The organism is Cupriavidus sp. USMAA2-4 (assembly GCF_001854305.1).
Taxonomy (GTDB): domain Bacteria; phylum Pseudomonadota; class Gammaproteobacteria; order Burkholderiales; family Burkholderiaceae; genus Cupriavidus; species Cupriavidus malaysiensis.
Genome location: NZ_CP017749.1, coordinates 2,351,645 through 2,376,802 on the forward strand (window position 1 = coordinate 2,351,645; position 25,158 = coordinate 2,376,802).

General features: G+C 70.3%; 21 protein-coding genes. 5 read left to right on the forward strand and 16 right to left on the reverse strand.

Features of this window, described 5'->3' with window-relative positions:
- Positions 1 to 4 precede the first annotated feature (4 nt).
- Together BKK79_RS30360 and BKK79_RS30365 are read right to left on the reverse strand one after the other, a co-directional pair.
- Entirely contained in the window at positions 5 to 1,279 is a 1,275-nt protein-coding gene (locus BKK79_RS30360) for an O-acetylhomoserine aminocarboxypropyltransferase/cysteine synthase family protein (RefSeq protein ID WP_071040460.1), read from the reverse strand.
- 115 nt (positions 1,280 to 1,394) lie between these two features.
- A complete protein-coding gene (locus tag BKK79_RS30365) occupies positions 1,395 to 2,462 on the reverse strand; it encodes a sulfonate ABC transporter substrate-binding protein (RefSeq protein ID WP_084085339.1) in 1,068 nt (355 codons plus the stop codon).
- 671 nt (positions 2,463 to 3,133) lie between these two features.
- Here BKK79_RS30365 and BKK79_RS30375 point away from each other — a divergent pair.
- Positions 3,134 to 3,448 carry a hypothetical protein gene (locus BKK79_RS30375; RefSeq protein ID WP_071039694.1) on the forward strand — a complete coding sequence of 105 codons (315 nt, stop codon included), beginning with the start codon at positions 3,134 to 3,136 and terminating at the stop codon, positions 3,446 to 3,448.
- 139 nt (positions 3,449 to 3,587) lie between these two features.
- Here BKK79_RS30375 and BKK79_RS30380 read toward each other — a convergent pair whose 3' ends face one another.
- From BKK79_RS30380 to BKK79_RS30405, 6 genes are all read right to left on the reverse strand, one after another.
- Positions 3,588 to 4,946: an LLM class flavin-dependent oxidoreductase gene (locus tag BKK79_RS30380; protein WP_071039695.1), complete on the reverse strand. Its 1,359-nt coding sequence runs from the start codon at positions 4,944 to 4,946 to the stop codon at positions 3,588 to 3,590.
- A gap of 14 nt (positions 4,947 to 4,960) precedes the next feature.
- Complete coding sequence (locus BKK79_RS30385) at positions 4,961 to 5,968, reverse strand: TauD/TfdA dioxygenase family protein (RefSeq protein ID WP_071039696.1); 1,008 nt, start codon at positions 5,966 to 5,968, stop codon at positions 4,961 to 4,963.
- Positions 5,969 to 6,077: 109 nt separating this feature from the next.
- On the reverse strand, positions 6,078 to 6,917 hold the full coding sequence (locus BKK79_RS30390; RefSeq protein WP_071039697.1) for an ABC transporter ATP-binding protein: 840 nt from the start codon (positions 6,915 to 6,917) through the stop codon (positions 6,078 to 6,080).
- A 62-nt stretch (positions 6,918 to 6,979) separates the two neighbouring features.
- A complete protein-coding gene (locus BKK79_RS30395; protein WP_083384646.1) occupies positions 6,980 to 7,819 on the reverse strand; it encodes an ABC transporter permease in 840 nt (279 codons plus the stop codon).
- A gap of 23 nt (positions 7,820 to 7,842) precedes the next feature.
- Positions 7,843 to 8,745, reverse strand: a complete 903-nt coding sequence (locus tag BKK79_RS30400) for an ABC transporter permease (protein WP_083384645.1) — start codon at positions 8,743 to 8,745, stop codon at positions 7,843 to 7,845.
- A 4-nt stretch (positions 8,746 to 8,749) separates the two neighbouring features.
- Complete coding sequence (locus tag BKK79_RS30405; protein WP_071039698.1) at positions 8,750 to 9,871, reverse strand: ABC transporter substrate-binding protein; 1,122 nt, start codon at positions 9,869 to 9,871, stop codon at positions 8,750 to 8,752.
- A 318-nt stretch (positions 9,872 to 10,189) separates the two neighbouring features.
- Between BKK79_RS30405 and BKK79_RS30410 the strand changes: the two genes are divergently transcribed.
- Positions 10,190 to 11,671, forward strand: a complete 1,482-nt coding sequence (locus tag BKK79_RS30410) for an amidase (RefSeq protein ID WP_071040462.1) — start codon at positions 10,190 to 10,192, stop codon at positions 11,669 to 11,671.
- Between the two features lie 4 nt (positions 11,672 to 11,675).
- On the opposite strand, the gene BKK79_RS30415 is transcribed toward BKK79_RS30410, so the two are convergent.
- From BKK79_RS30415 to BKK79_RS30425, 3 genes are all read right to left on the reverse strand, one after another.
- Complete coding sequence (locus BKK79_RS30415; RefSeq protein WP_071039699.1) at positions 11,676 to 12,899, reverse strand: MFS transporter; 1,224 nt, start codon at positions 12,897 to 12,899, stop codon at positions 11,676 to 11,678.
- 530 nt (positions 12,900 to 13,429) lie between these two features.
- Positions 13,430 to 14,302 (reverse strand): TauD/TfdA dioxygenase family protein, encoded by an 873-nt coding sequence (locus BKK79_RS30420; protein ID WP_071021253.1) that lies wholly within the window; start codon positions 14,300 to 14,302, stop codon positions 13,430 to 13,432.
- Positions 14,303 to 14,429: 127 nt separating this feature from the next.
- Complete coding sequence (locus BKK79_RS30425; protein ID WP_084085341.1) at positions 14,430 to 15,458, reverse strand: Bug family tripartite tricarboxylate transporter substrate binding protein; 1,029 nt, start codon at positions 15,456 to 15,458, stop codon at positions 14,430 to 14,432.
- Between the two features lie 98 nt (positions 15,459 to 15,556).
- Here BKK79_RS30425 and BKK79_RS30430 point away from each other — a divergent pair, with 98 nt between their 5' ends.
- Positions 15,557 to 16,204 carry an IclR family transcriptional regulator gene (locus BKK79_RS30430; RefSeq protein ID WP_071021250.1) on the forward strand — a complete coding sequence of 216 codons (648 nt, stop codon included), beginning with the start codon at positions 15,557 to 15,559 and terminating at the stop codon, positions 16,202 to 16,204.
- Positions 16,205 to 16,493: 289 nt separating this feature from the next.
- Positions 16,494 to 17,873: an NADP-specific glutamate dehydrogenase gene (gene gdhA, locus BKK79_RS30435; protein WP_418235913.1), complete on the forward strand. Its 1,380-nt coding sequence runs from the start codon at positions 16,494 to 16,496 to the stop codon at positions 17,871 to 17,873.
- A 99-nt stretch (positions 17,874 to 17,972) separates the two neighbouring features.
- Here gdhA and fliD read toward each other — a convergent pair whose 3' ends face one another.
- Both fliD and BKK79_RS40705 read right to left on the reverse strand, forming a co-directional pair.
- A complete protein-coding gene (gene fliD / locus BKK79_RS30440; protein ID WP_071021247.1) occupies positions 17,973 to 19,439 on the reverse strand; it encodes a flagellar filament capping protein FliD in 1,467 nt (488 codons plus the stop codon).
- Between the two features lie 384 nt (positions 19,440 to 19,823).
- Positions 19,824 to 20,168, reverse strand: coding sequence for a hypothetical protein (locus BKK79_RS40705; RefSeq protein ID WP_071040464.1), 345 nt, complete (start codon positions 20,166 to 20,168; stop codon positions 19,824 to 19,826).
- 168 nt (positions 20,169 to 20,336) lie between these two features.
- Between BKK79_RS40705 and BKK79_RS30450 the strand changes: the two genes are divergently transcribed.
- The gene (locus BKK79_RS30450) at positions 20,337 to 21,065 is read left to right on the forward strand and encodes a haloacid dehalogenase type II (RefSeq protein ID WP_071021244.1); all 729 of its coding nucleotides are present in this window, start codon (positions 20,337 to 20,339) and stop codon (positions 21,063 to 21,065) included.
- A 34-nt stretch (positions 21,066 to 21,099) separates the two neighbouring features.
- Here BKK79_RS30450 and BKK79_RS30455 read toward each other — a convergent pair whose 3' ends face one another.
- Genes BKK79_RS30455 through BKK79_RS30465 form a run of 3 tightly spaced genes read right to left on the reverse strand, consistent with a single transcriptional unit; the run spans position 21,100 to position 25,077 of the window.
- Positions 21,100 to 22,482, reverse strand: coding sequence for an L-serine ammonia-lyase (locus tag BKK79_RS30455; protein WP_071021241.1), 1,383 nt, complete (start codon positions 22,480 to 22,482; stop codon positions 21,100 to 21,102).
- Between the two features lie 20 nt (positions 22,483 to 22,502).
- A complete protein-coding gene (locus tag BKK79_RS30460) occupies positions 22,503 to 23,672 on the reverse strand; it encodes a M20 aminoacylase family protein (protein WP_071021239.1) in 1,170 nt (389 codons plus the stop codon).
- 55 nt (positions 23,673 to 23,727) lie between these two features.
- A complete protein-coding gene (locus BKK79_RS30465; RefSeq protein WP_071021236.1) occupies positions 23,728 to 25,077 on the reverse strand; it encodes a DUF3100 domain-containing protein in 1,350 nt (449 codons plus the stop codon).
- Positions 25,078 to 25,158: the final 81 nt, after the last annotated feature.

A 25,158-nucleotide genomic window follows, 5' to 3' on the forward strand; every position in this document is an offset into this window, starting at 1 on the left:
TGCCTCAGGCCGCTGCCAGGGCGTGCTCGAGGTCCTCGATCAGGTCGTCGATATGCTCGATGCCGATCGACAGGCGCACCATGTCCTCGCTGACGCCGGCCGCCTTCAGCTCGGCGGCGTCGAGCTGGCGGTGCGTGGTCGAGGCCGGGTGGGTGGCCAGCGACTTGGCGTCGCCGATGTTGACCAGGCGCGTGAACAGTTGCAGCGCGTCGAGGAAGCGCGCGCCCGCCTCGCGGCCGCCTTCCTTCAGGCCGAAGGACAGGATGCCCGGGCCGCGACCGCCCAGGTAGCGCTGTACCAGCGCGTGGTCCGGGTGCTCGGGCAGGCCGGCGAAGTTGACCCAGCCCACCTTGGCGTTGCCCTGCAGGTGGCGCGCCACCGCCAGCGCGTTCTCGGTGATGCGGTCCAGGCGCAGCGCCAGCGTCTCGATGCCTTGCAGGATCAGGAAGGCGTTGAAGGGCGACAGCGCCGCGCCGGTATTGCGCAGCGGCACCACGCGCGCGCGGCCGATGTAGGCCGCCGCGCCCAGCGCCTCGGTGTAGACCACGCCGTGGTAGGACACATCGGGCTCGTTCAGGCGCTTGAAGCGCTCCTTGTGCTCGGCCCAGGGGAACTTGCCGCTGTCGACGATGGCGCCGCCCACGCTGTTGCCGTGGCCGCCCAGGTACTTGGTCAGCGAGTGCACGACGATGTCGGCGCCATGCTCGAAGGGGCGGCACAGGTAGGGCGAGGGCACCGTGTTGTCGACGATCAGCGGCACGCCGTGCGCGTGGGCGACCTCGGCGATGGCCGCGATGTCGACCACGTTGCCGAGCGGGTTGCCCACCGACTCGACGAAGATGGCCTTGGTGCGCGCGTCGATGCGCTCGGCGAAGGCGGCCGGATCGCGGCCGTCGACGAAGCGCGTCTCGATGCCGGACTGCGGCAGCGTGTGGGCCAGCAGGTTGTAGGTGCCGCCGTAGAGCTGGCTGGCCGACAGGATGTTGTCGCCCGCCTCCGCGATGGTCTGGATCGCGTAGGTGATGGCGGCCATGCCCGAGGCCAGCGCCAGCGCGCCGACGCCGCCCTCGAGCGCCGCCAGGCGCTGTTCGAGCACGTCGTTGGTCGGGTTCATGATGCGGCTGTAGATATTGCCCGGCACCTTCAGGTCGAACAGGTCGGCGCCATGCTGCGCGCTGTCGAAGGCATAGGCGACGGTCTGGTAGATCGGCACGGCGACGGCGCGCGTGGTCGGGTCGGGGGAGTAGCCGCCGTGGACGGCAAGGGTTTCGAGTCTCATGATGTCGTTATGGGTGAAAGTCAGAAAAAAGGCACGGCGCTGCGCATGGTAGCAGCGCCGCCGCCCGGGCGGCACCCCGCCGTGGCGCGGGCCGCCGCCGTCGTTCCGTCCCGATCTACTGGCGGGCGACCGGGACGTTGTGGACGATGGGGAAACTGGCCTGCCACACGTTGTCGCTGACGCGGATGGTGGACGGGATCAGCTTCTGCTGGTGGAACAGGTCGGCCACCTGTTGCTGCACCAGCACGACCTCGGCCGTGATCGGCGTCACACCGTAGGGCACGCGCTTGAGCCAGGCCTCGACCACCGGCGCTTCCAGGCCCAGGCTGGGCGCCAGCAGCGCCGCCGTCTCGCCCGGGTGCGCCACCACCCACTGGCCGCTTTCGCGCAACTGCGCCAGGATGGCGTTGACCACGCGCGGCTCGCGTTCGGTGAAGGCGCGCGCCGCCTCGTAGAAGTTGTAGGGCGAGGGCACGCCTTCGTAGTCGGCCAGCGTGCGCACCTTGAGCGCGCGCTGCGCCAGCGCGTAGTACGGGTCCCATACCACCCAGGCATCCACCGCGCCGCTCTCGAAGGCCGCGCGCGCGTCGGCCGGCGGCAGGTAGACCGGCTGGATATCCTGCAGCGACAGGCCGTTCTTCTTCAGCAGCTGCACCAGCAGGTAGTTCGAGCTGGAGCCCTTCTGCAGCGCCACGCGCTTGCCCTTGAGCTCGGCCACCGAACGGATCGGCGAACCGGCCGGCACGAACAGCGCTTCATTGCTCTTGCCGCCCGGCTCCGCGCCCACATAGACGAAACTGGCCTTGGCCGCCTGCGCGAACACCGCCGGCGGGGCGCCGGTGTAGCCGAAGTCGATGCTGCCGGCGTTGAGGGCCTCCAGCAACTGCGGTCCGGCGGGGAATTCCTTCCACTCCACCTTGTAATGCAGCGGTGCCAGTTTCTGCTCCAGCGTGCCCTGCGCCTTCAGCACCGCCAGCAGGCCGGCCTTCTGGAAACCGATGCGCACGGTCTGCTCGGCCGCCTGCGCCACGCCGGTGGCCGCGGTGCTGGCGGCGAAGGCCAGCAGGGCCAGCGCGGCCGGGCGCAGCAGGGCGCGCAGCCAGCGGCCGGCGCGGCGGTCCCGCCTGCCGTCGGGGTGGGCCGGCGCGGTGATCGTGTGCGAAGGGGATAGCGGCAAATGCATCGATTTCTCCAATTCCTGTGGCTCTGGATGGCTATGGTTGCGAAATCGCGTCCGCGAGGGAAGGAAGCTTGTCGCATTTGCTTAGAACCGGTGCGCCAGGCGGGGCGCCGGTGGGGGATGGGGCGGTGCGAGTGCGAGGCGCGTGTCCCCGCGCAGGCGGCGACGCGCCTGCCCGTCGGATCCGCATGGCCTGTTGCGCATCACATCGCCTTCGTGCCATGCCATGCGGGCCGGCGGAGCGCTGAATTCCGCGTGCCTGGCGCCCTTAGCTGAGGTCGCGCCGGGGCGGTCGGTCAGATCGACGGGGTCACGCAGCCGAACGCCGCCTTGGTGGAGGCGGTTTCCGCGGCCGCGCCGTCGATGCTGGAGCTGGCCGGCGATCTGACCCGGGAGGTCAGTGCGTTCCGGCTCGGGCTGCCGCCGGCCGGCCGGGTTCTTGCGGTGGCCGCCCCAGGGTGGCATCGGGGTGATGCCGACCGCCACGTGGCCCCGGCCGCGCCAAGCGTCTGAATCTATATTCAAAAAAACTGAATATTAAATCCTGATTTTATCCGCAATGCCTTCGGTGGTCAGCCCTATAGTTACGTCAACGGGCAGCAATCAACCAAGAAGACGCGGCCCGGCGAGATTCAAATCCTTTAATGATTTGCTGACTGCCTCGGAGAGAAATCATGGCCTCGAACACCACCCTGAAGATTGCATCCGCCCTCCTGCTGTCGCTGGCCGCGCTCGGCGCGGCCCGGGCCGACACGGTGCCCGGCGACAAGTACGGCTACGTCTACCGCCAGGCCGCCTCGGCCGACACCTATGGCTACGGCCTGCGCGGCAAGGTGTCCGGCGACGACTACGGCTATACCTTCCGCAGCCACGACGTCTTCACCGATGGCGCCCGCAAGGTGGCCGGGCTGGACCGCAGCAGTGTGTCGTCCGAGCCGGCGCGTAGCTTCGATCCCTACCAGGAGGGCGCCCGCGCGCGCACGGCCTGAGCGGCCTGAGTGTCCCGGCGCCGCCGCTGGCGGGAATCCGACAAGAACAGAACAGCGCGCAAGGCCTGGCCTTGCGCGCTGTTCTGTTTGCCCTTGCTTGCCCTTGTTTGCCCGCTTCCCATTTCCCTTCCCGGCGGCTTCAGGCGGCAGCCCGCCGCCGCACCGCCGGATGCACCGGCCGCGCCAGTCCCAGGTGCTCGCGCAGGGTGCGGCCCTCGTACTCCTGGCGGAACAGCCCGCGCCGGCGCAGTTCCGGCAGCACCAGGTCGATGAAGTCGTCGAGGCCGCCCGGCAGCCACGGCGGCATGATGTTGAAGCCGTCGGCGGCGCCGCCTTCGAACCAGGCCTGGAGCTGGTCGGCGATCGAGGCCGGGGTGCCGTGGATGGACCAATGCCCGCGCGCGGTGGCCACGCGCAGGTAGAGCTGGCGGATGGTCAGGCTTTCGCGCCGCGCCAGTCCGGTCACCAGCTGGAAGCGGCTCTTGGCGCCGTTGGGCTCGGGCAGGTCGTCGGGCAGCGGGCCGTCGAGCGGGTAGCCGGACAGGTCCACGCCGCCCAGGTTCTGCGATAGCAGCGCCAGGCCGACGCTGGGGTGGATCAGTGCCTGCAGCGCTTCGAACTTCTCCTGCGCCTCGGCTTCGCTGCGTCCCACCACCGGGAACACGCCGGGCAGGATCTTGAGCTGGTCGGGCGTGCGCCCGTAGCGCGCCAGGCGCGCCTTCAGGCCGCTGTAGAAGGCCTGGGCGTCCGCCAGCGACTGCTGCGCGGTGAAGATGACCTCGGCGGTGCGCGCGGCCAGTTCCTGGCCGGCTTCGGACGAGCCGGCCTGCACCACCACCGGATGGCCCTGCGGCGGCCGCGCCACGTTGAGCGGGCCGCGCACCTGGAAATGCGCGCCGCGGTGCTCCAGCGCGTGCAGCTTGCCGCTGTCGAAATGCAGGCCGCTGTCCTTGTCGTACAGCAGCGCATCGTCCTCCCAGCTATCCCACAGGCCGTTCACCACGTCGACGAATTCCTCGGCGCGGGCATAGCGGTCCGCATGTTCCGGGTGGTGCTCGAGGTTGAAGTTGCGCGCTTCGGCGTCGGACCAGGAGGTGACGACGTTCCAGCCGGCGCGCCCGCCGCTGAGGTGGTCGAGCGAGGCGAACTTGCGCGCCACGTGGAAGGGCTCGTTGTAAGTGGTCGACACGGTGGCCACCAGGCCGATGCGTTCGGTCACCGCGGCCAGCGCCGACAGCAGCGTGAGCGGCTCGAAGGTGGCCGCGCGCGCGGTGCGCGGCAGCGTGGCATCGCTCATGCCGCGGATGGCCACGCCGTCGGCGAGGAACACGGCATCGAACCTGGCGGCCTCGGCGCGCCGGGCCAGGCGCGCGTAGTGGGCGAAGTTCTGGCCGGCATCGGCCTGGGCGCCGGGATGGCGCCAGCCGGCGACGTGGTGGCCGGTGGCCTGCAGGAAGGCGCCGAGATGCAGCTGGCGCGGGGCGCGGGGCTGGGACATCGCCGGCATCTCCCTCAGGCGGCGCGCGCCGCGCGGTCCGTGCCGTGCGCGCTGTTGGCGCTGTCGCCCTCCGCACCGGCCTGCGACGGCACCGGCTTGAGCGCCACGCTGCGGCGCCCGTCGACGCTGACCGGCACGTCCCCGGCGATGGTCACGCGCCGCACCACGCGCAGCGCGTCGCCGTAGTCGTTGATGGCGTAGTGCTGGGTGGCGCGGTTGTCCCAGATGGCGACGTCGCCCTCGCGCCAGCGCCAGCGCACCGTGTTTTCCAGCCGGTGCACATGGCCTTGCAGCACGGCGATCAGGTGTGCCGAGTCGACCGAGGTGTAGCCCAGCAGCTTCTTGACGAAGTGGCCCAGCACCAGGGTGCGCTCGCCGGTCTCGGGGTGCACGCGTACCACCGGATGCTCGGTCTCGTACAGGGTCGAGGTGAAGACCTCGCGGTAGCGGCGCAGGCCCTCGTCGTTGTGCACCAGGGTGCGGCTGGCGGCGTAGTCGTAGTCGTTGGTGTGCAGGGCCCACAGCTTGTCGGCCAGCTGCCGCAGGGGCTCGGGCAGGTCGAGGTAGGCGGCCGCGGTATTGGCCCAGACGGTGTCGCCGCCGGCGGCGGGGATGGTCACGCCGCGCAGCACCGACACTTGCGGGTAGGCCACGTCGAAGGTCACGTCGGTGTGCCAGGAGTTGGCGCGGCCGCCGTGGCGCGAGTCGAGTTCGAGCAGGAACTGCGTGCCGTCGCGGACCGGCACGGTGGGGTGGGCCACGGGGGCGCCGAAGCGCTTGCCGAAGGCTTCCTGGCTGGCGTCGTCGAGGTGCTGCTGGTCGCGGAAGAACAGCACCTTGTGGCGCAGCAGCGCGGCGCGGATGGCGGCGAAGGTGCCGGCATCGAGATCGGCGCCCAGGCGCACGCCGCGGATCTCGGCGCCGATGCGCCCGGCGACCGGGTGCAGGTCGAGCGCCGGCAGGTCGGCGGATGCGGTGCCGGGGGCGGCTTGTGCTGTTTGTGCGGCTTGTGCTTGGGTCATGACGGGTCTCCGGGTGGGGAAAGGGCGCTGGGTGCGACCGGGCCGAGGGTTCGTGCCCGGTCGTCGTGGCGGGACTGGCGGCGGCGCCGGCGCACGGCGGGCGGCCGCCTCAGATGGCGAAGCGGATGGAAGGCGGCAGCCGGTCCGAAGACTGCGCCGGCTCGGGCAGCACCGGCGCTTCCGCCAGTTCGGCCAGGCGCCCCGTGAATTCGCGCAGCACGTTGTCCTTGACGGTGGCGAAGGGCAGGGCGGCACGGTCGCGCGGATGGGCCAGGCCGACCGGCACGATGCGGCGCACACGTCCGGGGCGCGGCTCCATCACCACCACGCGGTCGCCCAGGAAGACGGCTTCCTCGACGTCATGGGTGACCAGGATCATGGTGATGCCTTCGGCCTGCCAGATGCGGTGCAGTTCCTGCTGCAGGTAGGCGCGGGTCAGCGCATCGAGCGCGCCGAAGGGCTCGTCCAGCAGCAGGATCTCCGGGCGCGTCACCAGCGCGCGGGCGATCGCCACGCGCTGCGACATGCCGCCCGAGAGCTGGTGCGGGTAGGCGCTCTCGAAGCCGGCCAGCCCGACCAGCTCGATGTGCTCCTGCACGTTGCGGCGCTTGTCGGCGTCGCTGCCCGGCGTATTGAGCAGGGCCAGGCGGATGTTCTGCTCGACCGTGAGCCAGGGAAACAGGCGATGCTCCTGGAACACGATGCCGCGCAGCAGGCTGGTGCCGACCACGCGCCGGCCATCGAGCAGGATCTCGCCCTGGTAGTCCTCCTCCAGGCCCACCACCAGGCGCAGCAGCGTCGACTTGCCGCAGCCGCTGGCGCCGACGATGCTGACGAACTCGCCCGGCGAGATGGTCAGGTGGATGTCTTCCAGCACGGGCAGGGCTTCGCCCTTGACCTGGTATTGCTTGCGCAGGTGCTGGATGCTGAGGGTGCCGGCGTGGCCCATGGAATCTCCTTGTCAGTTTGGCTGGCGTCTGGTTGGCGGCAGGCTGGCGGCAGGCGGCGCGGTCAGAAGCCGGCCACCGAGCGCCCGCGCCAGGCCAGCAGGCGGTGCTCGATGCGGCCGGCGATCCAGTTCAGCGTGAAGCCGACCAGCCCGACCACGATCACCCCGAACAGCACCAGGTCCATCCAGAAGTTCTCGCGTCCGTCGATCATGGTGTTGCCGATGCCCTTGCCGGCCACCAGCAGGTATTCCGCGCCCAGCGTGGCGAGCCAGGCGTAGATCAGGCCCAGGTGGATGCCGGCGAAGATCGACGGCGAGGCCGCCGGCAGCACCACGCGCCACAGCAGCTGGCGCCGCGAGAACTTGAGCACACGCGCGACTTCGATCAGGTCGGCCGGCACGCCGCGGATGCCTTCGAAGGTATTGAGGACCACCGGGAAGAAGGCGGCCAGCGACAGGAATACCACCTTGGCGGTGTCGCCCAGGCCGAACCAGACCGAGATCAGCGGGATCCAGGCGAACAGCGAGATCTGCTTGACGGTATGGAAGGTCGGCCCGACCAGTTGCTCGAACAGGCGCGACAGGCCGAGCGCGGTACCGAACAGCAGGCCCAGGCTGGCGCCCAGCGCGAAGCCCGCCAGGTCGCGCCACAGGCTGGCCGCCAGGGCGGTGAACAGCGCACCGCTGCGCGCCTGGGCCACGGCGGTGTCCCAGACCTTGGCGGGCGATACCAGCAGCGGCGATTGCGACCAGCCGAAACGGAAGGCGGCCCACCACAGTGCCAGCAGCACGATCGGCAGTACCCAGCCGCGCAGGGCCGGCGGCAGCGCGGGCAGCCGGCCGCCGCCCCGCGTGCCCGGGGCGTTCCGGGCGTCGTCGCGCGAGACGATGGAATCGGACATCGGTGTCTCTCCTCGGATCGGTGTCAGAAGCCGGGCTTGCGCCAGCGCAGCACCGCGCGCTCGGCCAGCGCCAGCACCTTGTCGAGCGCGTAGCCCACGGCGCCCACCACCACCACGGCGGCGATCACCATGTCGAGCTGGAACAGCTGGCGGCCGTACACGATCATGTAGCCCAGCCCTTCCGAGGAGGCCAGCAGCTCCACTACCACCAGGGCCAGCCAGGCGTGCGTGAGGCCGTAGCGGATGCCGTTCCAGATCGGAGCCGCGGCGGCGGGAAAGACCACGCGCCACAGCAGTTGCCAGCGCGTGAAGCGCAGCACGCGCGCCACCTCGATGTAGCGCGTCGGCACGCTCTCGATGCCCTTGTAGGTGTTCATGGCGATCGGCACCAGCGCGGCCTTCGCGATCAGGATGATCTTGAGCGCTTCGTCGATGCCCACCAGCAGCATCAGCAGCGGCAGCCAGCCCAGCACCGGCACCTGGCTGAAGGCCTTGAAGGTGGGGTACACATAGTCGCGCAAACGCGGCGACAGGCCCATGGCGGCGCCCAGCGCGAGGCCGCCGATCAGGCCGACGGCGAAGCCGCCGGCCACGCGCAGCGCGCTGACCGCCAGGTTGGCCTGCAGCTCGCCGCTGTCATAGAGATCGGCCAGCGTGTGCGCCACCGACTCCGGCGTGGGCAGGACCTGCGGCGGGATCCACTCGTAGCGCGCGGCCAGGTACCAGAACGCCAGCAGCGCGAGCGGCACCGGCCACGCCAGCAGCCAGCCGGCGGCATACCGGCGCGCGGCGGGCAGCAGGCGGCGCAGGCCGCGCGCCTCGCGCGCAGTCAGCACGGGGTGCGCATCGTCGCCAGCCTGCAGCGCTGCGGATTTCGGCGCCGCAGGGGCTGCGGGTGCCGTCAGGGACAGGATCTCGGCGGCCATGGCGTCAGGCTCCGAGGATCTTGCCGTTGGGCTGGTAGACCGGCCAGTAGGTCTGCAGGCCGAGGTCGTTCAGCGCGGCCTTCAGGTAGCGCGTGTCGATCCACTGGTCGACGTCGATGCGCGCGCGGCTCAGGCGGAAGCGGTAGGCCTGCTCGGCGGCGTCCTTGTAGCGGCTGACCAGGAAGGGGTCGAAATTGGGATTGAGGCGGACCCGCAGCGGCTCGCCGTCGAAGTCTTCCTTCCAGTGGTCGTAGGGCGTGCCGGCGCGCGCCCAGGTGCGCAGCACATCTTCGCGGTGGCCCTCGTCCGAGGCCCAGCGGGCGGCTTCCACGGCGTTCTTGACCAGTTGCCGGGTGGCCTCGGGGTACTGGTCGGCGAAGGCCTCGGCCACCAGCACATGGCTCTGCCGCGTATAGATGGGCGACTGGTTCTTGCTCGAGTAGAGGATGCGCACCGCGCCCTTGTCGCGCAGGCGCAGGATGTCCATGGCGCCGATGGCGGCGTCGATGTCGCGCGTGGTCAGCGCGGCCAGGTAGCCGGCGGTATCGAGATTGAGCAGGCGCAGGTCCTTGTCGGTGAGGCCGTTGGCCTCCAGCAGGCGCAGCGCCGGCAGATGCATATTGGTGCCCTTGAACAGCGAGACGCGCTTGCCGCGCAGGTCGGACACGGTCTTCAGCGGCGAATCGGGCGGCACGCCGATATAGATGTTGGCGCGCACGCCGGTGGCCAGCACCAGGCGGGTCTTGAGCCCGGCGGCGCGCGCCACGATGGCCGGCAGGTCGCCCTGCAAGGCGAAGTCGAGCTGGCGGTTGGTCAGTGCCTCGTTGACGGCCGGGCCGGCGCCCTTGAAGAAATACCACTCCACACGCGTGCCGCTGGGCTTGAAGGCCTCCTCCAGCCAGCCGCGCGCATGCGCGATCGACAGCGAACTGCCGGCAAAGGTGGGCGGCTGGCCGGTGGCGGGCTGCGCCACGCCGATGCGGATCACCTCAGGGCGGGCGCCGCCGCTGGCGGCGAAGGCACTCAGGGGCGACAGCGCCGGCCAGGCGGGCAGCGCGCCGGCCAGGCCGGACAGGCCCAGGCGCTTGAACAGGGTGCGGCGGGAGAGGGGGCGCGGCGCGGACATCGGGGGCGTTTCCTCTTGGGAGATAAAGGGACGGCTCCCAAGATACGCGGCGCCCCGGGGCGTGCAGAACGAATGTTTTTGCGCTTGCTTATCGCGCGTGTGCATATCGCGCCTGCGCATATCGCGCGAGTGCAGATGCCGGCGGCGTCGCTGGAAAGCGCGCAAACCGTACAGATGGCCGCAGGGGCGGCCGTACAGGCAGCTGCGGCCCGTGCCGGAAGGCACCCTTTGCCGCGACCGCGGCCCGGGCTCACCCGCATTGCCCTGGACGGCATGCTCGGCCAAACTGGGCAATCTCCTCCCAGCATGGATGCCAGCATGACTGCCAAGACAGCCGCTTCCGTCGCCCCGGTCGCCGTTCCCGAACTCTGCCGCCTGCCCGCGCGTGCGCTGGCGCAGCGCATCCGCGCGCGCGAGCTGTCCTCGCGCGAGGTGGTGACGGCCTTCCTCGACCACATCGCGGCGCTGAACCCGCGCTTCAATGCCATCGTCTCGATGCGCCCGCCGGAGCAGGTGCTGGCCGAGGCCGATGCGGCCGACGCCGCGGTGGCGCGCGGCGAGCCGGTGGGCGCGCTGCACGGCCTGCCGCAGGCCATCAAGGACCTGGCGCCGACCCGCGGGCTGCGCTCCACCTCCGGCTCGCCGCTGTTCGCCGAGCACGTGCCGCAGGCCGACGCCATCGTGGCGGCGCGCATGCGCGCCGCCGGCGCCATCTTCATCGGCAAGACCAATGTGCCGGAGTTCGGGCTTGGCTCGCATACCTTCAATCCCGTGTTCGGCGCCACCGGCAATGCCTGGGATCCGTCGCGCAGCGCCGGCGGCTCCAGCGGCGGCGCGGCGGTGGCGCTGGCGCTGCGCATGCTGCCGGTGGCGGACGGCAGCGACATGGGCGGCTCGCTGCGCAATCCCGCCGCCTACAACAATGTGCTGGGACTGCGTCCCTCGCAAGGGCGCGTGCCGCACTGGCCGCGCGTGGATGCCTTCATGAGCCAGCTCGCCACCGAAGGGCCGATGGCGCGCAGCGCCGATGACCTGGCCCTGCTGCTGTCGGTGCAGTCGGGCTATGACGCGCGCGTGCCGCTGTCGCTGGATGGCGCCGTGCCCGACTGGCACGACCGGCTCGACGCCGACCTGTCCGGCGCGCGCATCGCCTGGCTGGGCGACCTGGGCGGCCACCTGGCCTGCGAGCCCGGCATCCTGGCCCTGTGCGAGGCGGCGCTGGCGCGGCTCGGCGAGGCCGGTATCCGCACCGAGGCGATCGCGCCCGCCTTCGACTGGGAGCGCGTGTGGCGCGCCTTCGTGGTGATGCGCCAGCTCAGCCTGGGCGCCAGCCTCGGCGGCGCCTATGCCGACCCGGTGCAGCGCGCCGGCATGAAGCCCGAGCTGCAGTGGGAGCTGGAGGGCTTCCAGCGGCTCAGCGGTGCCGATGTGGCGCGCGCCGCGGCGGATCGCACCGCCTGGTACGACCTGGCGCTGCAACTGCTGGAGACGCACCGCTTCGTGGCGCTGCCGAGCGCGCAGGTCTTCCCCTTCGCCATCGAGGAGCGCTGGCCGGCCCGCATCGGCGCGCGCGAGATGGACAGCTACCACCGCTGGATGGAAGTGGTGACGCCTGGCACGCTGTCCGGCTGCCCGGTCATCAGCCTGCCGGCGGGGTGGAATGCGCAGGGCCTGCCGATGGGCGTGCAGATCATCGGCAGGCCGCGCGACGAACTGTCGCTGCTGCAGCTCGCGCATTGCCACGAGCGCATCACCGGCCTGCTGCAGGCGGAGCCGCCGGCGCTGGCGCCGGCCGGCTAGCCTGTCATGGGGTGGAGCGGGCAGCCAGGACGACGCCGGCGGCCGACAGCAGGGCCGAGACGCCTGCCAGAACGATCGACGAGGTGTAGCTCCGGTACAGGTCGAACAGCAGGCCGGCGACGCTGCCTCCGGCCACGGCCGCGATGCCTACGGCGATGTACAGCGCGCCCAGGATGGCGCCCAGGTTGCCGGTACCGAACCACGTGCTGGCGACTGCCGGATACAGCGCAATGCAACCGCCATTGGCCGCACCGAAAAGGAGGGCGAAGGCGGCGAGCGCAAGGAAGCCCTGCGCCGAGCTCCACAGGCCGCACAGGACGGCCAGGCTCAGCGTCACGAGCACCAGGAAGCGTTGTGGTCCCATCCGGTCGCCGATCCGGCCCAGCACCAGGCGGCCGCCGATGTTGCCCACCCCGATCAGGCCGATCAGCAGGTTGGCCTGCGTGACATCCAGGCCCTGTTGTTGCGCATAGGGATTGATGTGGACGAGCGCGAGGAACAGCCCGATCGATCCGAAGAAGATGGCCGAGAAGAGCCACCAGAACCGTGCCTGGCGCGCTGCCTGGCGCAGCGTGATGCCCGTGCCTGCCGGCGCCGCTTTCCTGGAGACGGCCGCGTCGGGGCGGATGCCGTCGGGATGTTGTCCCAGTTCCTCCGGTCTTCCGCGCAGACTGGCGGCCGCGGCAAGGCCAAGCAGGGCGATGGCGCCGGCATAGACCTGCATGGTGCTTTGCCAGGACAGGTGCTGCATCAGCGCGCCGGCGGCCATCGGGCCCATGAGGGTGCCCAGGCCGGTCCCGGCCAGCGCCAGGCCGGAGGCCGAACTGCGGTGGACGATGAACCAGCGCTGGATGGTCGAGACCGCCGGCACATAGACCAGGCCGACGCCCAGCCCCACCAGGATGCAGAACGCGGCGAGGAACAGCGTGAGCGAAGACGAGAGCAGGCTGCTGGCCAGGAAGCCCAGTGAGAGCAGCAGGATGCCGGCGCTGGTCACGGTGCGCACCGGGATGCGGTCGCTCCATGCGCCCGAGAACACTCCGATCACGTAATAGATCAACGCCGTCAACGAGAAGATCGACGCCGTGGAGAAGCGGCCCGCATCGAAGTTCGTCTGCAGGACGGTGAAGAATGCGCCGAAGGAATAGGCTGCGCCGAAGATCAGCGCCAGCAGGAGATGAACCGCTCCTACCATGTACCAACCGCGGAACTGCTGCGTGTTCTCCATCAAGGTCTCCTCGTCCTCTGTGCCGCGATTCCGGATGCGGCCGAATGCCCTGCGGCCACGTCCGCGTTGACGGGCGGCTTCACCGGAGTGCCCGTGGCGTGGAGGGTTCGGCCATGCTTTAGATATCCGCCCTACCTATACCTGTATATACAGATTCGGGTGACGAGTTTGATGCAATTCGGGCCATTGCGTCAACCAGGAGGCAAGCTTTGATCCGCAGCGTTCAGGGCAGGTGGTTCTGCGGCAAGCGCCAAGAAAGCGGCAAGGCCGCGGAGACAAGCCATGGGTCCGTTCATGAGCCGGTACGGCGAGGGGGCCGCGGGCGCGCGGCCAAGGCACCCCGTGCCTTCTTCCGCCTGTCTGCGTGCCGTCGAGGCCCGCTGCGCCTGCGCCAGGCCGACCGTCAACTGGGCGGCGCAGAGGCCGGGCAAGCGCTCCGACAAGGAGCGGCTCCTCGGCAGTCTGCATGGCGAGCCGTCCCAGTCGCCATGGCGGGCCGGCTGGCGCGGCAGGTCGCTGCAGCCTACCGCTCAGGCTACGCCGACCGGCCGCGTGCCGGCGATAGTGGTGCGGTGCAGCTCGCGGTCGAAGCCGTCGTAGTCGTTCATCGCCAGGTGCTGGGTACAGCGGTTGTCCCATACGGCCAGCGCGCCCGGCGTCCAGCGGAAGCGGCAGGTGAACTCTGGGCGGGCGGCGTGCTGGTGGAGGTACTGCAGCAGCGGCGCGCTTTCTTCCTCGCTCATGCCATCGAAGCGCAGGGTGTAGGTGCTGTTGACGTAGAGTGCCTTGCGGCCGGTGGCCGGGTGCACGCGCACCACCGGGTGCACGGCTTCGCGCATGGCACGCTCGTCGGTGCGCACGTCCATCTTGTGGGCGGGGTCGCCGTTGTTGACCACGGCGCCGTTGGCGCCATAGGAGCGCACCGGGCTGTGCACGGCATGCAGGCCTTCCAGCACGCTCTTGAGCGTGTCCGACAACGCGTCGTAGGCACGGTACATATTGGTCCACATGGTGTCGCCGCCGTAGGGCGGGATCACGCGCGCGTACAGGGCGGAGCCGAGCGGCGGGATCTCTGCGTAGCTCATGTCCGAATGCCACAGGCCGCCGAAATTGCGCTTGGTCTTTTCCTCCCGGCCTTTCATCACCGGCAGGATCTCCGGGTGGCCGGGCAGCGCGCGCACGAAGGGCACTTCGAGCAGCGGCCCGAAGCGCGCGCTGAAGGCCTTGTGCTGGGCGGGTGTGAGCTGCTGGTCGCGGAAGAAGATGACCAGGTGCTCATGCAGCGCAGCCTCGATCTCGGCGAAGACCGCATCGGGCAGCGGCGCGGCCAGGTCGACGCCGCGGATCTCGGCGCCGATGGTGCCGGCAATGGGTTGGATGTCCAGGGTCTGGGTTTGCGACATGGGAGTCTCCTCTTCGGGGTAGGGGGCGTGCCGGATGGGCGGGGTGGAATCGGGGAGGCCGTGCGGCGCCACCGCACGGCGTCCGTTGCAGGGGAGGGCCTGGTGAGCGGTGCACACTGCGCGGAGCTCACTGCACGGTGATATGGGCGCTGCGCACGAGCTGGCCCCACTTGCGCGATTCGCTGTCGATGTAACGGGCGAATTCCTGCGGGCCGGCACCGGACACGATGCCGCCCATCTCGTCGAGCTGGCGGCGCACCTCGGGCTGTTTCAGGATGGCCTGCAGCGCCTTGTCGAGCCTGGCCACGATCGGCCTGGGCGTGGCGGCGGGGACCAGCACGCCGAACCAGCCGGCGATCTCGTAGCCGCGCAGCCCGGACTCGGCCATGGTCGGCACCTCGGGCAACTGCGGCGAGCGCTGCGCGCTGGTGATGGCGAGCGCGCGCAGCTTGCCCGTCTTCACCAGCTGCAGCGCCGAAGGCATGTTGTCGAACATCATCGGCACATGGCCTGCCATGGTGTCGTTCAGGCCGGGCGCGCTGCCCTTGTAGGGCACGTGCGTCAACGCCACGCCCGCCATCGACGCGAACAGTTCGCCGGCCAGGTGGAGCGAGGTGCCGGCCCCGGGCGTGGCGAACCCCAGCGGCGCGGGCTGGCGCTTCGCATAGGCCAGCAGGTCCTTGACCGAATGCACTGGCAGCGCCGGGTTGACCACCAGCAGGTTGGGCACGGCCATCAGCATGGTGACCGGGGCGAGGTCCTTGACCGGGTCGTAGGGCAGGTCGCGGTACAGCGACGGGTTGATCGCGAGCGGGCCGATATTGCCCATCACCAGCGTATAGCCGTCGGCCGGCTGCTTGGCTGCGAAGTCGGTGCCCAGGTTGCCGCCGGCCCCTGCCTTGTTCTCGATCACCACCGGCTGGCCGAGCTGTTCGCCCAGCTTCTGTCCGACCACGCGCGCCAGCATGTCGGTGGAGCCGCCGGGCGGGTAGGGCACGATCCAGCGGATCGGCCGGCTCGGCCACTGGTCCGCGGCGTGCACGGCGACGAACGGTGCCAGCGTCGCCAGCAGGGTGAGTGCGAGGCCGAGCGCGTGGCGCAGGCGGGAAGGGCGCGTGCCGGCGCATGCCGGGGCGCGGGTCTGGGGGGCCGTCATCTTGTTTGTCTCCGGAATTGGGGTCGCGGTACTTGCCACGCCCTCGTCCTTGGTTTAGTATGTTCACTAGATGAACTAGATGTGCTCATAGTGAACGAATGAAGAGTAATCGATCGATCCAGCGCTGTCTAGCGATCCTGCAGGCCTTCCGCCACAACGGGAGGCCGACGCTCGCCGAACTGTCGCGCGCGGTCGACCTGCCGCACCCCACCGTGCTGCGCTTCCTGCTGACGCTGGAGGAGGACGGCTACGTGGCGCGTGAAGACAGCCGCTGGCGCCTGACCACGCGCATCTTCGAGATCGGCTTCGCCGCGCTGGAGAGCCTGGGTGTGACCGAGGCCGTGCAGGAGGTGCTGCAGCGCCTCGCCGATGCGTATTCAGGTACTTCCAACCTCGGTGAGGCGGGGGCCGACGGCGTGATCATCGTCGGCCGCGCGATGGCGCCGGCGGAACGGCGCCGGCTGGTGGTGATGAACCTGCGCGTGGGCAGCGTGCTGCCGCCGGCCAGCGCGCTGGCCATGGCGCTGGCACTGCCGGTGGGGCAATGGAGCGAGCTGGCCTATCCGGAAAGCAACCAGATGTCGGTGTCGGTGCCGCTGCCGGCCGGCGGCTCGCGCCGGCTGTCGCTCGGCATCTCCACCGCGACGGCAGAGGCGCCGCCGGAGCGCATCGTGGCCGAGATCGTGCCGGCGCTGCAGCGGGCGGCAGCCGACGTCAGCCGCATGATCGGCCTGGCGCCGGTCTGAGTGTGCATCGGCGCGTCGGCGTGCCGGCCTTGGAGGGCCGAGCGGCGCCACCGGCGGCTATCGCCCATTCTCCCGCGCGGATCCGCTGTTTCGCTCCTTCCTTCTATTTCGCTCCGCACCGAAGTAGTGCTAATCTTCGCCCTTGCCTCAGACATTCATCCACGATCTTGAATGTCTGGACATTGGCTGGCCGGGACACGACCCCGCGCGGCCTGCCGCAGGTGTGCCGGGTTGCCTTCCCGGGGCGCGTTGCGGTGTCAACAGTGGCACGCCGTCCGCACAGGCGTCGATGGCGCGCCTCCTGCCAAGCACAAGCGAGACATCCGTGGCTTCACTCACCCTTGACACCTTCCTGGCCGGCGTCGCCCGGCGCGACCCCCATCAGCCCGAATTCCTGCAGGCCGTGAAAGAGGTGATGCTCACCCTCTGGCCCTTCGTGCAGCGTCATCCCCGTTATGCCGAGCTGGCCCTGCTGGAGCGCCTGGTCGAGCCGGAGCGGGTGATCCAGTTCCGCGTGGCCTGGACCGACGACCAGGGCCGCGTGCAGGTCAACCGCGGCTTCCGCGTCCAGCACAGTTCGGCCATCGGCCCCTACAAGGGCGGCATGCGCTTCCATCCCACCGTCAACCTGTCGGTGCTGAAGTTCCTCGGCTTCGAGCAGACCTTCAAGAACGCGCTCACCACGCTGCCCATGGGCGGCGGCAAGGGCGGCTCGGACTTCGATCCCAAGGGCAAGTCCGACGGCGAGGTGATGCGCTTCTGCCAGGCGCTGATGAGCGAGCTGCACCGCCACCTGGGCGCCGATACCGATATCCCCGCAGGCGATATCGGCGTGGGCGGCCGCGAGGTCGGCTTCATGGCCGGCATGATGAAGAAACTGTCCAACCAGTCCGCCTGCGTCTTCACCGGCAAGGGCCTGGCGTTCGGCGGCAGCCTGATGCGTCCCGAGGCCACCGGCTACGGCACGGTCTACTTCGCGCAGGAGATGCTGCACCGGCGCGGCCGCGATTTCGACGGCCTGCGCGTGCTGATCTCCGGCTCCGGCAATGTGGCGCAGTACGCCGCGCAGAAGGCGATGGAGCTGGGTGCGAAGGTACTGACCGTGTCGGATTCCGGCGGCGTGCTGCACTATCCCGAGGGCATGCGTGCCGGCCAGCTCGAGGAGCTGATGGCCTTCAAGAACGAAGAGCGCGGCCGCCTGAGCGACTTCGCCGCGCGCCACGGACTGCGCTTCGAGGCGGAGCGCACGCCCTGGCACGTGCCGGCCGACGTGGCGCTGCCGTGCGCGACGCAGAACGAGTTGAACGGCGCCGACGCCGAGCGCCTGCTGGCCAACGGCGTGTTCTGCGTGGCCGAGGGCGCGAACATGCCGTCCACGCTGGAGGCGGTCGACCGTTTCCTGGAGGCGCGCATCCTCTATGCACCGGGCAAGGCCAGCAACGCCGGCGGCGTGGCCACCTCCGGGCTGGAGATGTCGCAGAACGCGATGCGGCTGTCCTGGCACCATGCCGAGGTCGACGAGAAGCTGCACGCGATCATGAAGGATATCCACCAGAACTGCATCCACCACGGCCAGAAGGACGGCGGCTACATCAACTACGTCGAGGGCGCCAATATCGCCGGCTTCGTCAAGGTGGCCGACGCCATGCTGGCGCAAGGCGTGATCTGACGCCGGGCGGCGCGCGGCCGGCCCGCGCGCGCCAAGGTAAGAAGGGGCGCCCGCGGGCGCCCCTTCTTCGTTGCCGGCCGCGATCGACGGCCGTCCCGCTCAGTTCTTGTTGTTATTGGTGTTGTTGATGGCGTTGAACTGCTGCGTCAGGTAGCTGCTGGTCTGGTTCATCCGCTGCACCACCAGGTCCAGCTTGGCGAACTGCGCGCGATAGCGCTCCATGTTGGCATTGATGTTGTCCTGCGTCTTGGTGTAGTCCTTCTGCAGGTCCTTCAGCGACTTGTCCAGGCCGTCGGTGGCGAGCTTGAGCGCGCCCTTGTCGCCGTTGAGGTCGTCGATCGCCGTGCTGATCTGCTTGGCATAGCCATCGGCCTTGCCCTCGCCGACGAACAGGCGCGTGACGCCGCTGACATTGTCCTTGAGCGCCTTGCTCAGCTTGGTGTCGTCGATGGCGAGCGAGCCGTCCTTCTGGAACGAGAGGCCGATCTGTGCCAGGTTGCTGATGCCGCCCGCAGCGCTGCCCGCCGAGGCGTTGAGGATGTTGCGCAGCTTGGTCTGGATGCCGCGCAGCACGCCGTCGCCGGTCAGCACCGAACCCGTCTTGGTGGTGCTGTCGACGGCAGTCAGCTTGCCTGCCATGTTGTGCAGGTTGTTGAAGGCGCTGACGAAGGCCTGCACGGCCGACTTGACGTTGTCGAGGTCGCGCGTGACGCTCAGGCTGGTGGTACCCACCTTGTTGAGCGTCAGCGTCACGCCCTGCGCGGCGTCGGCGACGGTGTTGCTGGCGCTGGTGACCGCCATGCCGTTGATGGTCAGGTTGGCGTTGGTGCCGCGCACGGTTTCCCTGACCCCGCTGGGCTGGTTGGCCTGCTCCGGATCGTAGCCGAGCAGGCCCTGCAGTTCGGGCGAGCTGGCGCTGATGCGCATGGTCGTCGCCGCCCCCGTCTTGTCCGAGGTCAGCACGATGCGGTAGGGCGTGTTGCTGCCGTCGTTGGCGATGCTGGCGGTGACGCCGATGCCGGCCTTGTTGATGGCGTCGCGGATGCCCTGCAGCGTGTTGTTGCTGCTGTCGATGGTGACTTTCTTGGTGGCGTCCGCGGTGGCGCTGAAGGCGGGATTGACGTAGGTGCCGTAGGTCGGCGAAGCAGGGTCCTCGTCGTAGCCGCTGACCGAGCCGAAGTCGAACACCAGGGTGCCGGTGCCGATGGCCCGGGTCTGGCTGGCCTGGCCGGCGGCGACCAGCGACTGGGCCTGGGCCAGGCTCTTGACGTTCACGGTGTAGCTGCCCGGCGTCGCATTGGATGCGGTGGCCGCGCCCAGGATCTCCGTCGAGCCGACCGAGGCCTTGGTCACGCTGAAGGTGGCCGTGTCCGCCAGCTTCTTGGCGGACGCCTGGAAGGCGGCCAGCATGCTTTTGACGTTGCCGTAGGCCGATACCTTGGCCTGGTAGGCGGCCTGCTTGTTCTTCAACAGATCGAGCGGCTTGCTTTCCGCCGCGGACAGCTTGGTGAGCAGCGTGTTCAGGTCGAGACCCGACCCGACGCCCAGAGAGGTGATGGATGCCATCGGCGTTACCCTTCGAATTTTGAGTTCTTCACTGTGTAGCCGGCACGCCAGGACCGGACGCCGTGCGGCAATGGCGGCACGCCGGTGACTGGCACCGGCGGCCGGCTTGCGCGTTCATTGGCGGAGCCCGGCCTTCCCCCGTTGCGAGCGCCCGGACCGATCGCGGTGCCGGCTCCAGGCCGGCCGCCGCGCGGGCGCTTCCTTCCCGCCAGGCGGGGGAATGTATGACATGCGGAGAGACTTCATCTGTCTCCATCCTGCATTATCGGACGGGGCCTGGCGATCTTTAGCGGAGAAATGAGGGGGATTCCGGTGCCATGGCGGGCGACCGGGGCGATTCAGGAGGGGGGCGGGGGATCGGCGGCGGTCCTGGTGGCGGGAGCCTCAGGGCGCGCGCCGGTCTGCGCGCAGCCGTGCCGCCCGCTGGTTCCATTGCGAGAACAGCGTGTCCAGGCAGGCCACCGTGGTACAGGCATCGCGCCGCGCGAGGAAGGCGTCGATCTCCGCCTGGCGGATCGCGCCGGCCTGCAGCAGGCGCTGCTGCTGGGCGCGGATGCGGCCATTGCCCATGGCCAGCAGCGCGTGCTCGCAGATCAGCCGCGCGGCCGGCGTGCCGGGTGCCGCGCAGTCCGGCTCGGCGGTGCGCGCCGTGCCCGGGCTGGCGAGGGCCGCGAGGGTGGCGAGGGTGGCGAGGCCCAGGGCGGCGCTCGGGCGGGTCAGAGGTGGCATCGGATCGGCATCGAAAATGTCCGGCGGCGTCGCGGCGAAGGTCCGGAGCGAGAGGATACACGTCCGGGCCGCGCCGGCGCGTTTCGCCGCGCACGGGTATGATCCGCGCAAGCCTGCGGGCATCGCGGCCCGCATCGGACCCTCTTCCACCACAACAGGAGAACAAGCATGGCAGGCGATCTCAGCCAGACGGTGCGCGCACTGGTGTTCGATGTGTTCGGCACGGTCGTCGACTGGCGGACCTGCGTGGCCCGCGAGGCCGCGCCCTTCCTCGCGCGGCACGGACTCGCGGTGGAGCCGGAGGCCTTCGCCGACGCCTGGCGGCGCGAATATGTGCCGGCGATGGCCGAGGTGCGCAGCGGCCGGCGCGGTTTCGTGCGGCTCGATGTGCTGCACCGGGAGAACCTGGTGCGTGCGCTGGCCGGCCTCGGCGCCGACGTGGCGCGCATCCCGGGCGCGGAGCTCGATGCGCTCAACCTGGCCTGGCACCGCCTCGACCCGTGGCCGGACAGCCGCGAGGGCCTGCAACGGCTCAAGCAGCGCTTCATCATCGCGCCGCTGTCGAACGGCAACATCCGCCTGATGGTGGACATCGCCAAACGCGCCGGCCTGCCCTGGGACGCCATCCTCGGCGCCGAGGTGGTGCGCGACTACAAGCCTTCGCCGGCGGTCTACCTGCAGACCGCGGAGATCCTGGGACTGGCGCCGGCCGAACTGTGCCTGGTCGCCGCGCACAACGGCGATCTCGCCGCGGCACGCGCCTGCGGCCTGTCCACGGCCTTCGTGGCGCGTCCGCGCGAGCATGGCCCGGCCCAGTCCACCGACCTGGCCGCCGAGCAGGACTGGGACGTGGTCGCGGCGGACTTCGGCGAGCTGGCGCAGCGCTTCGGTTGCTGAGCGCGCCGCGCCGGGAGCGCGCGGGCGCCCGCCGTCAGCACTCGACCACGTTGACGGCCAGGCCGCCGAGCGAGGTTTCCTTGTAGATGGCCTTCATGTCCTCGCCGGTCTGCTTCATGGTACGGATCACGGTGTCGAGCGAGACGTAGTGGCTGCCGTCGCCGCGCAGCGCCATGCGCGCCGCGTTGATGGCCTTGACCGCGCCCATGGCGTTGCGCTCGACGCAGGGGATCTGCACCATGCCGCCGACCGGGTCGCAGGTCAGGCCCAGGTTGTGTTCCATGCCGATCTCGGCGGCATTCTCCACCTGCTGCGGCGTGCCGCCCTGGGCGGCCGCCAGCCCCGCGGCCGCCATCGAGCAGGCCACGCCGACCTCGCCCTGGCAGCCGACCTCGGCCCCGGAGATGGACGCATTGGTCTTGTAGAGGATGCCGATGGCGGCGGCGGTCAGCAGGAAGTCCACCATGCCTTCCTCGTCGGCCCCCGGCACGAAGCGCATGTAGTAGTGCAGGACCGCCGGCACGATGCCGGCCGCGCCGTTGGTCGGCGCCGTGACCACGCGCCCGCCGGCGGCGTTCTCCTCGTTGACCGCCATGGCCCAGGCATTGACCCAGTCGAGCGCCGCCATCGGATCGGCGCCGGCGGCGCCGCCCTGCGCCAGCGCGCGGTAGAGCTCGGGGGCGCGGCGCCGCATGCGCAGCGCGCCGGGCAGGGTCTGCGGTGCCGCGCCGCGCAGGCCGAGGCCGCGCTGCACGCATGCCTGCATGACCTGCCAGATCTCCCGCAGCCCTTCGCGCACCTTGGCCGCCGGCTGCCAGGCGCATTCGCGCGCCAGCATCAGGGCGGCGATGCTGCGGCGGCGTGCCAGCGCCAGCGCGATCAGTTCATCGCCGCTGTGGAACACGCAGGGCGGCACGGGCCGCGCGTCTGCACCGCCTGGCGCGGCGCCCTGCTCGATGACGAAGCCGCCGCCGACCGAGTAGTACTCGGCCTCGCGCAGTGCCGTGCCGCCGGCGTCGAAGGCGGCCAGGCGCATCGCGTTGGGGTGTGCGGGCAGCACGCGCTCGCCGCGGAAGGCGAGGTCGCGGCGGACGTCGAAGGCAATCCGGTGCGTGCCGAGCAGGGGCAGGCTGCCGTCGTGGCGCACCGCCGCCACGCGCGTGGCCACGGCGTCGGGATCGACCGTCTCCGGCGCCTCGCCCATCAGGCCGAGCAGCACGCCGGTATCGGTGGCGTGCCCGCGCCCGGTCGCGCCCAGCGAGCCGTACAGGTCCACCTGCAGCCGCGCCACCGCGGGCAGCAGGTCCTGCGCGTGCAAGGCGCGCGCGAACAGCAGGGCGGCGCGCATCGGTCCCACCGTGTGCGAGCTGGACGGGCCGATGCCGATCTTGAAGATGTCGAAGACGGACAGGAACATGGCTTGAGGAGGATCCGGCTTCAGGCCAGCGGCAGCTGCCGCTCGACCAGCCTGGCCCAGTAGGCGGCGCCCAGCGGCAGGATGCGGTCGTTGAAGTCGTAGTAGGGGTTGTGCAACGGCGGATCGTCGGGCCCTTCGCCGGCGCCGATGCCGATATACGCGCCAGGGCGCTGCTCCAGCATGAAGGCGAAGTCCTCCGAGCCCATGGCCGGCTTGACGTCGGTCTTGACGTTGCCGGTACCGACCAGGCTGGCCGCCGCGCCGACCGCCGCCGCGGTCTCCTCCGGCGTGTTGACCACGCCCGGGTAGCCGGGGCGGAAATCCAGCGCGATGCGTGCGCCGTGCGTCAGCGCCACGCCGGTGCAGATCTGCTGCATGGCCTGCTGGGTGCGCTCGCGCACGGCCGGGTCGAGCGAGCGCGTGGTGCCGCGCAGCACCACGGATTCGGGAATCACGTTCCAGGTGTCGCCGCCGTGGATCTGCGTGATGCTGACCACCACCGCGTCGTTGGCGTCGGTGCGGCGGCTGGCGATGGTCTGCAGCGCCATCACCAGCTGGGCCGAGACCACCACGGGGTCGATGCCGTGGTGCGGCTGGGCGCCGTGCGAGCCCTTGCCGGTGATGGTGATCTCGAAGTTGTCGAGGAAGGCGGTCATGGTGCCGGGGCGGATGGCGAACTTGCCGCGCGGCAGCTGGGGGAAGTTGTGCATGCCGTAGACGGCGTCGGCAGGGAACTTGTCGAACAGGCCCTCCTGCACCATCACGCGGCCGCCGCCCTCGTTCTCCTCGGCGGGCTGGAAGACGAAGTGCACGGTGCCGCGGAAAGGCTTGTGGCGCGCCAGGTGGGCGGCCGCGCCGAGCAGCATGGCGGTGTGGCCGTCGTGCCCGCAGGCGTGCATCTTGCCGGCGCAGGTGGAGGCGTGCGCAGCGCTGCCGAGCTCCTGCATATTGAGCGCGTCGAGGTCGGCGCGCAGCGCGATGCTGGGGCCCTCGCCGTGGCGCAGGGTGCCGACCACGCCGGTGGTGGCCAGGCCGCGGTGGACCTCGATCCCCATCAGTTCGAGCGCATGCGCCACGATATTGGCGGTGCGGTGCTCCTCGAAGGCGGTTTCGGGCGAGGCGTGGATGTCGCGCCGCCAGTCCACCATGCTCTGGCGGATGTCGTCGGCGATGTCAGGGTCGCGGTACATGGCTGCTCGGGCTCCTGGAAGTCTTGGTGTGTTGAAGTCTTGACGTCGATGCGGGTCAGTGGAAGCACTCGGCGATCAGCGTCGCGCCGAGGAAGGTGCCGGCGGTGGCGGTCAGCGAGACCACCACGATGCGCCAGCCGAGCTGGCGGAAGATGGGCAGGTCCTTGGCCACGGAGAAGCCGGCCAGCGCCAGCACGGGCGTGGTGAAGGTCATGAAGTTGAGCTTGTCGGCCAGCGCGACGAGCGCATCGGAGAAGGGGAACAGGCCCGGCACGCCGGCCAGCGTGGCGGCGATGGACAGCATCAGCAGCAGCGGCAGGCGCGGCAGCAGGCGCTTGGCAAGGTGGCACGCCGCCACCAGCGCGACGACGGCCAGCACGCCTTCCAGCGAGACCAGCACCGGCACCTGGTAGGAGAGGCGGTTGCCGACCAGCACACCTGCGCCGACCACTGCCCAGCCGAGCATGGTATCGGCGCCGGACAGGCCGTGCGCGGGCAGCACGGCGGCGCCCAGGCTGGCGCTGCCGGTGGCGGCCTGGCGCGGCGAGAGGCGGCCCAGCACCGGTTCGAGCTTGCCGTACAGCCAGGAGCACAGCGGCAGCGACAGGAACAGCGTGAAATAGAAGCCGGCCACCGAGGTCAGCAGGTTGGAGGCGGCGGCGATGGCGGTGATGTCGGCCGCGTGCTCGGCGGGGTGCTGGGCCAGGATGGCGCCCACGGCGGCCGCCATCAGGCTGCCCGAACCGACGCCCGCGCCCATGGCCAGCGAGCGCGGGTCGAACACGTGCAGGCTGCTGAGGAAGCCGGCCAGGATGGCGATGAAGAGCGCGCCCAGCACCGTGCCGGTGATGTACTCCGCCAGCACGCCGCGGCCTTCGGGCGAATCCATGCCGTACTTCTCGCTGATGATGGCGATATTGCCCTCGCGCCCCACCGAGAAGGTGGCGCCGACCGCCTCCCGCTTGAGGCCGAGCAGCAGCGCGAGCGGCAGGCCCAGGGCCAGGGTGCCGAGTGCATGGCCGAACTCCTGGAACAGCAGGGCCCAGCCCGCCGCCCTGACCTTGGGCAGCGCCACGCCGACGGTGAGGCCGAGCTTGACCACGAACAGCAGCAGCCCCGCATTGAGCAGGCCGGTGGCCAGCGCCTGCAGGCCGGGGCCGACCGACAGCGGGCGCGGCAGGCGCCGGCTGGCGATGCCGAGGGCGGCGGCCATCAGCAGCGACCACATCATCGGCATCAGCACCACGCGGCCGGGACCGAGCTTGAACTGGAGCGGGCCGATGGCTTCGGCCAGCGCCACCACCGCGAGGGTGACGGCGAACAGGCGGAACTTGGCGAAGGCGGTGACGGCGCCGAGGCCGGGCGCGGACGGCGCGGCGGCGCCGGGGGACAGGGAGTGGGTCATGGCATGTCTCGCTAAGGGGCCCGGCGGGCCGCGGCGGGCGGACTCACGGTCATCGCGGTCCGTGAGCGGACCGCCAGCCGG

Coding starts and splice junctions, on each gene's coding strand:
- BKK79_RS30360 (WP_071040460.1), bottom strand. CDS start 1,279: ATGAGACTCGAAACCCTTGCCGTCCACGGCGGCTACTCCCCCGACCCG.
- BKK79_RS30365 (WP_084085339.1), bottom strand. CDS start 2,462: ATGCATTTGCCGCTATCCCCTTCGCACACGATCACCGCGCCGGCCCAC.
- BKK79_RS30375 (WP_071039694.1), top strand. CDS start 3,134: ATGGCCTCGAACACCACCCTGAAGATTGCATCCGCCCTCCTGCTGTCG.
- BKK79_RS30380 (WP_071039695.1), bottom strand. CDS start 4,946: ATGTCCCAGCCCCGCGCCCCGCGCCAGCTGCATCTCGGCGCCTTCCTG.
- BKK79_RS30385 (WP_071039696.1), bottom strand. CDS start 5,968: ATGACCCAAGCACAAGCCGCACAAACAGCACAAGCCGCCCCCGGCACC.
- BKK79_RS30390 (WP_071039697.1), bottom strand. CDS start 6,917: ATGGGCCACGCCGGCACCCTCAGCATCCAGCACCTGCGCAAGCAATAC.
- BKK79_RS30395 (WP_083384646.1), bottom strand. CDS start 7,819: ATGTCCGATTCCATCGTCTCGCGCGACGACGCCCGGAACGCCCCGGGC.
- BKK79_RS30400 (WP_083384645.1), bottom strand. CDS start 8,745: ATGGCCGCCGAGATCCTGTCCCTGACGGCACCCGCAGCCCCTGCGGCG.
- BKK79_RS30405 (WP_071039698.1), bottom strand. CDS start 9,871: ATGTCCGCGCCGCGCCCCCTCTCCCGCCGCACCCTGTTCAAGCGCCTG.
- BKK79_RS30410 (WP_071040462.1), top strand. CDS start 10,190: ATGACTGCCAAGACAGCCGCTTCCGTCGCCCCGGTCGCCGTTCCCGAA.
- BKK79_RS30415 (WP_071039699.1), bottom strand. CDS start 12,899: ATGGAGAACACGCAGCAGTTCCGCGGTTGGTACATGGTAGGAGCGGTT.
- BKK79_RS30420 (WP_071021253.1), bottom strand. CDS start 14,302: ATGTCGCAAACCCAGACCCTGGACATCCAACCCATTGCCGGCACCATC.
- BKK79_RS30425 (WP_084085341.1), bottom strand. CDS start 15,458: ATGACGGCCCCCCAGACCCGCGCCCCGGCATGCGCCGGCACGCGCCCT.
- BKK79_RS30430 (WP_071021250.1), top strand. CDS start 15,557: ATGAAGAGTAATCGATCGATCCAGCGCTGTCTAGCGATCCTGCAGGCC.
- gdhA (WP_418235913.1), top strand. CDS start 16,494: ATGGCGCGCCTCCTGCCAAGCACAAGCGAGACATCCGTGGCTTCACTC.
- fliD (WP_071021247.1), bottom strand. CDS start 19,439: ATGGCATCCATCACCTCTCTGGGCGTCGGGTCGGGTCTCGACCTGAAC.
- BKK79_RS40705 (WP_071040464.1), bottom strand. CDS start 20,168: ATGCCACCTCTGACCCGCCCGAGCGCCGCCCTGGGCCTCGCCACCCTC.
- BKK79_RS30450 (WP_071021244.1), top strand. CDS start 20,337: ATGGCAGGCGATCTCAGCCAGACGGTGCGCGCACTGGTGTTCGATGTG.
- BKK79_RS30455 (WP_071021241.1), bottom strand. CDS start 22,482: ATGTTCCTGTCCGTCTTCGACATCTTCAAGATCGGCATCGGCCCGTCC.
- BKK79_RS30460 (WP_071021239.1), bottom strand. CDS start 23,672: ATGTACCGCGACCCTGACATCGCCGACGACATCCGCCAGAGCATGGTG.
- BKK79_RS30465 (WP_071021236.1), bottom strand. CDS start 25,077: ATGACCCACTCCCTGTCCCCCGGCGCCGCCGCGCCGTCCGCGCCCGGC.